Source organism: Streptomyces sp. NPDC005899, assembly GCF_040629645.1.
In the GTDB taxonomy this organism is placed as follows: Bacteria; Actinomycetota; Actinomycetes; order Streptomycetales; family Streptomycetaceae; genus Streptomyces.
Map to the genome: position 1 here is coordinate 1 of NZ_JBEXWB010000426.1, position 4,714 is coordinate 4,714.

General features: G+C 71.9%; 6 protein-coding genes. 3 read left to right on the top strand and 3 right to left on the bottom strand.

The features are described 5' to 3' along the window. Window positions 1–77: 77 nt before the first annotated feature. Window positions 78–554: a MarR family transcriptional regulator gene (locus ABZ371_RS29110; RefSeq protein WP_358685100.1), complete on the bottom strand. Its 477-nt coding sequence runs from the start codon at window positions 552–554 to the stop codon at window positions 78–80. Window positions 555–605: 51 nt separating this feature from the next. Between ABZ371_RS29110 and ABZ371_RS29115 the strand changes: the two genes are divergently transcribed. Further along, window positions 606–1,532, top strand: a complete 927-nt coding sequence (locus ABZ371_RS29115; RefSeq protein ID WP_358685103.1) for an alpha/beta hydrolase — start codon at window positions 606–608, stop codon at window positions 1,530–1,532. Here the strand turns inward: ABZ371_RS29115 and ABZ371_RS29120 are convergent. Then, on the bottom strand, window positions 1,462–1,821 hold the full coding sequence (locus ABZ371_RS29120; protein WP_358685106.1) for an ArsC/Spx/MgsR family protein: 360 nt from the start codon (window positions 1,819–1,821) through the stop codon (window positions 1,462–1,464). The genes ABZ371_RS29115 and ABZ371_RS29120 overlap by 71 nt on opposite strands. A gap of 119 nt (window positions 1,822–1,940) precedes the next feature. Here ABZ371_RS29120 and ABZ371_RS29125 point away from each other — a divergent pair, with 119 nt between their 5' ends. Continuing rightward, window positions 1,941–2,210 carry a hypothetical protein gene (locus ABZ371_RS29125; RefSeq protein WP_358685108.1) on the top strand — a complete coding sequence of 90 codons (270 nt, stop codon included), beginning with the start codon at window positions 1,941–1,943 and terminating at the stop codon, window positions 2,208–2,210. Window positions 2,211–2,387: 177 nt separating this feature from the next. Here ABZ371_RS29125 and glnA read toward each other — a convergent pair whose 3' ends face one another. Then, complete coding sequence (glnA, locus tag ABZ371_RS29130; RefSeq protein ID WP_356735792.1) at window positions 2,388–3,797, bottom strand: type I glutamate--ammonia ligase; 1,410 nt, start codon at window positions 3,795–3,797, stop codon at window positions 2,388–2,390. A 221-nt stretch (window positions 3,798–4,018) separates the two neighbouring features. Between glnA and ABZ371_RS29135 the strand changes: the two genes are divergently transcribed. After that, on the top strand, window positions 4,019–4,486 hold the full coding sequence (locus ABZ371_RS29135) for an RDD family protein (RefSeq protein ID WP_358685110.1): 468 nt from the start codon (window positions 4,019–4,021) through the stop codon (window positions 4,484–4,486). The last annotated feature ends 228 nt before the right edge of the window (window positions 4,487–4,714 follow it).

A 4,714-nucleotide genomic window follows, 5' to 3' on the forward strand; every position in this document is an offset into this window, starting at 1 on the left:
GGGCCCGGGGGCGCCGGCCCCGGGCCCGGCCGGTGAGTGCGCCGCGAGAACCGCGGCGGACACGTCCAGCGGGAGGGCTAATCCGCCGTCTCCCCGGAGAGCGCCGCGTACGCCCCCAGCAGGAACCGCCGCACCGCCGCCGCCTCCCGGTCGTCGAAGGTCCGCAGCAGCTGCGCCATCCCGGCCAGGGTGGGCCCGAAGAACGCCTGCCCCAGCTCCACGGCCCGCGCGTCCACCGTCAGCAGGACCTGGCGGCGGTCCCGCTCGTCGCGACTGCGGGTGACGTGGCCGAGGCGCTCCAGCCGGTCGATGAGCGCCGTGGTGCCCGCGCTGTTGAGGCCGAGCCGCGTGCCCAGCCGGCCGGCGGTCGCGGGCGTGCCCGCCCGCGCGTCGTCGAGCAGGCAGATCAACGCCCGCACGTCCGTGGGGTGCATCCCGTGCCGGGCCGCGAACTCCGCCTGCCTCAGGCCGAACTCAACCGTCACCCGGCGCAGCAGGTGAACGGTCTCCATCTCCGTGCCCCGGTCCGCCGGTGATCCGGCCGCTGTGCTCATGGCCCTCACATTACCTCGCTCAGCGAGATAATCTGAGGGCGGGAGGCACTCATGCGATCACCGGATTCCGAAGCCCTGCACGCGTTCCACGCGGCCTACGACGAGGTCGTGGCCGGCCACTGGCCCGCCACGACCACCTGGACCGACATCCCGGGCCCCTACGGCACCACCCGCGTCAACAGCTGCGGCCCCGAGGACGCCCCGCCGCTGATCCTGCTGCCCGGCGGAGGGGCCACCTCCACCGTGTGGTTCGCCCAGGCGGCCCGCCTCGCCCGCACCCACCGCGTCCACGCCGTCGACCTCGTCGGCGACCCCGGCCGCAGCACTGTGGGGGAGCGCCCGCTCCGCACGGCGGCCGACCTCGACGCCTGGCTCGACGGTGTGCTGGACGCGCTGGGCGCGGAGCGCACGTCCCTCTGCGGCCACTCCTACGGCGCCTGGATCGCCCTGCGGTACGCCCTGCACGCTCCGCGGCGGATCGCGCGGCTGGTGCTCGTGGACCCGACCCTGTGTTTCGCGGGTTTCCACCCCGGCTACCTGCTGCACGCCCTGCCGATGCTGATCCGCCCGACGGTGGGACGGACCCGCGCCTTCCTGGCCTGGGAGACGGGCGGCGCGGAACTGGACCCCGCCTGGACGCGCCTGCGGGAGGCCGCCGTGCACGTCCCCACGGCCCGCCCGGTGACCGGCCCCCGTCCCTCGTCCGAGGCCCTGCGGGGTCTCGACGTCCCCACGCTGGTCCTGACGGCCGGGCGCAGCCGTGCCCACGATCCCGCCCGGGTCGCCGCGGCGGCGGCCCGGCTGCTCCCCGACGCCGAGACGCGGACGCTCCCGGACGCCACCCACCACTCACTGCCGCTGCACGCCCCCGAGGCGGAGGAACTGGGCCGCGCCGTGGAGGACTTCCTCACCGCCCCAGCGCGTCCCGCACCGCCTCGTCCGTCCGGGCCACCACGGCGCTCCCGTCCTGGGCGGTGATGATCGGACGCTGGATCAGCTTCGGGTGCTCCGCCAGCGCCGCGACCCACCGCTCCCGCGCACCGGCGTCCCTGGGCCACTGCCCGACCCCCAGCTCCTTCGCCTCGGCCTCCTGGGTGCGGGTGATGTCCCACGGTTCGAGCCCCAGCCGGTCCAGCACGGTGCGGATCTCGCCGGCCGACGGCACGTCCTCCAGGTAGCGGCGGACGGTGTACTCGGCGCCCTCGGCATCGAGCAGATCCACCGCGCTGCGGCACTTCGAGCAAGCGGGATTGATCCAGATCTCCATGGGGCCCAGGGTACGGGAGTGGCCCGTCAAATGGCCTCTGGCCAGGGGCGATTGTCAGTGGTGGGCGGTAAAATGGGATTAGTTCGTGAGGGTTCCACCACCGTGCCAGGAGGTTGCCGATGGCCGTTGCCACAGTCACGACCGAGCCGCTCCACAAGCCCCTGCCCAAGAAGCCGCTCCCCGCGGGCCGGCCCCGCGAGTGGTACGTCTCCCACAACCGCCGCCTCAAGGCCATGCGCCTGGCGATCGCCCTGCTCGACACGGGCGTCTACCACCCGTCCACCGCCGACAACGACAGGATCCGCGCGACAGCGGACCGCCTCGCCATCCATCCGCCGTCCGACACCACCTGCCGCATGGTCAGGGCCCTGATCCGGTACGGCCGCTGACGACGCCCGCCCGTGTCCCCCGCAGCCGCCGGCGGCACGGGCCGGCCCCGGTTCCACGGCCGCGCCGCCTCCCCGGCGCCCGGGCCGTACACCAGGGGACAACGGCGAAGGGCCGCCGCCCCACGGTGGGGACAGCGGCCCTCGGCCGGCGCAGGGGAACTCGTGCTCCCGGAACGCCTAGAGGTCGAAGTAGAGCTCGAACTCGTGCGGGTGCGGGCGCAGCTGGATCGGGGCGATCTCGTTGGTGCGCTTGTAGTCGATCCACGTCTCGATCAGGTCGGGCGTGAAGACGCCACCGGCCTGGAGGTACTCGTGGTCCTGCTCCAGGGCGTCGAGGACGGCCGGGAGGGAGGTCGGGACCTGCTGGACGCCCGCGTGCTCCTCGGGGGCCAGCTCGTAGAGGTCCTTGTCGATCGGCTCCGGCGGCTCGATCTTGTTCTTCACACCGTCCAGGCCGGCCATCAGCAGGGCCGAGAACGCCAGGTACGGGTTGGACGACGGGTCCGGGGCACGGAACTCGACGCGCTTCGCCTTCGGGTTGGAGCCCGTGATCGGGATGCGCATCGCGGCGGAGCGGTTGCGCTGCGAGTACACCATGTTGACCGGCGCCTCGAAGCCCGGGACCAGGCGGTGGTAGGAGTTCACCGTCGGGTTGGTGAAGGCGAGCAGCGACGGGGCGTGCTTGAGGATGCCGCCGATGTAGTAGCGCGCCATGTCCGAGAGGCCCGCGTAGCCCTGCTCGTCGTAGAACAGCGGGGAGCCGCCCGACCACAGCGACTGGTGGACGTGCATGCCCGAGCCGTTGTCACCGAAGATCGGCTTCGGCATGAAGGTCGCGGTCTTGCCGTTGCGCCAGGCGACGTTCTTCACGATGTACTTGAAGAGCATCAGGTCGTCGGCCGCGGCGAGCAGCGTGTTGAACTTGTAGTTGATCTCGGCCTGGCCGGCGGTGCCGACCTCGTGGTGCTGGCGCTCGACCTGGAGGCCGTTCTTGTCCAGCTCCATGGAGATCTCGGCGCGCAGGTCGGCGAAGTGGTCGACCGGCGGGGTCGGGAAGTAGCCGCCCTTGTAGCGGACCTTGTAACCCCGGTTGTTCTCGACCGCACCGGTGTTCCAGGCGCCGGCCTCGGAGTCGATGTGGTAGAAGCTCTCGTTCGCCGACGTCTGGAAGCGGACGTTGTCGAACACGTAGAACTCGGCCTCGGGGCCGAAGTAGGCGGTGTCGGCGATACCCGTCGACGCGAGGTACGCCTCCGCCTTCTTGGCCACGTTCCGCGGGTCACGGCTGTACTGCTCGCCGGTGATCGGGTCGTGGATGAAGAAGTTGACGTTGACCGTCTTGTCGCGGCGGAAGGGATCGACACGGGCCGTCGACAGGTCGGCACGGAGCGCCATGTCGGACTCGTGGATGGCCTGGAAGCCGCGGATCGACGAGCCGTCGAAAGCCAGTTCCTCGGCCGGGTCGAAGGTCGCTGCGGGGATCGTGAAGTGCTGCATCACACCCGGCAGGTCGCAGAACCGGACGTCGATGAACTTGACGTCGTTGTCGGCGATGTACTTCTGAACTTCGTCGGCGTTCTGGAACATCCAACTCCTCCTACTCCCGACCCGGGAAAGGGCGGGGTTGCAGCTCATTGTGCGGCCAGTGCGGTGGCACACGCTGGCCCCGACCATAGGCAGGGCGGATTTCTCCGGCGTGACCCGTTTGTTTCGCCCAAGTTAACCAGGCGGGGGGCGGGGGGTGCCTCAGCGACGTGTCCGGTGCCCCGCCCGCCCGGGCACAAACACGGGCGCAGTACCGTGGACGGGTGGACAACAGGCAAGCAATCGGATCGTGGCTCTCGGGCCCGCGCGCGGCGGCCGAGGACATGGGCGCCGACTTCGGTCACCGGGGCCGGCGCCTCGGCCTGCCCCAGGAGGGCCCGGGATCGGTGGCCCCGGTCGGGCGGCGCTTCGGGGCCCTCTTCATCGACTGGGCCGCCTGCATGCTGATCGCATACGGGCTGATCGCTCGCGGTGACCAGCAGTCGGCCGGGAACTGGGCGCTCGGCGTCTTCCTCGTGCTCAGCCTGCTCACGGTCGGAACCATCGGCTCCACCCCGGGCAAGCGGATCATGGGCCTGCGGGTCGTCGCCGAGGACGGCGGCCGGCTCGGTGCCGTGCGGGTCGTCCTGCGCACCGTGCTGCTGCTCCTGGTGATCCCGGCCCTGGTCTGGGACCGCGACACCCGCGGCCTCCACGACCGGCTGGCCCGCGCCGTCCAGGTGCGTATCTGAGGGACGCGGAGGCGTCCTGTCCGTGGACGTGTGCGCATCACGGGCCGACCGGGTTTCCGGACGTGCCCGATCCGCCGACCGTGTCCGCATCGTGGGCGGTCCGGCCCGCCCCGGACGTCCGTATCGTGGGCACATTCCCCCGGCGTGGCTCCCGGGTCCGGGTGCCGCGGCGACGGACGCGCCTGGGGCGACGGACGCCGGGGCGCGCGCGCCGGACGCGAACACGGC

Excerpts from the sequence above, each read along its gene's own strand:
- ABZ371_RS29110 (WP_358685100.1), bottom strand. The coding sequence starts at position 554 with ATGAGCACAGCGGCCGGATCACCGGCGGACCGGGGCACGGAGATGGAG.
- ABZ371_RS29115 (WP_358685103.1), top strand. The coding sequence starts at position 606 with ATGCGATCACCGGATTCCGAAGCCCTGCACGCGTTCCACGCGGCCTAC.
- ABZ371_RS29120 (WP_358685106.1), bottom strand. The coding sequence starts at position 1,821 with ATGGAGATCTGGATCAATCCCGCTTGCTCGAAGTGCCGCAGCGCGGTG.
- ABZ371_RS29125 (WP_358685108.1), top strand. The coding sequence starts at position 1,941 with ATGGCCGTTGCCACAGTCACGACCGAGCCGCTCCACAAGCCCCTGCCC.
- glnA (WP_356735792.1), bottom strand. The coding sequence starts at position 3,797 with ATGTTCCAGAACGCCGACGAAGTTCAGAAGTACATCGCCGACAACGAC.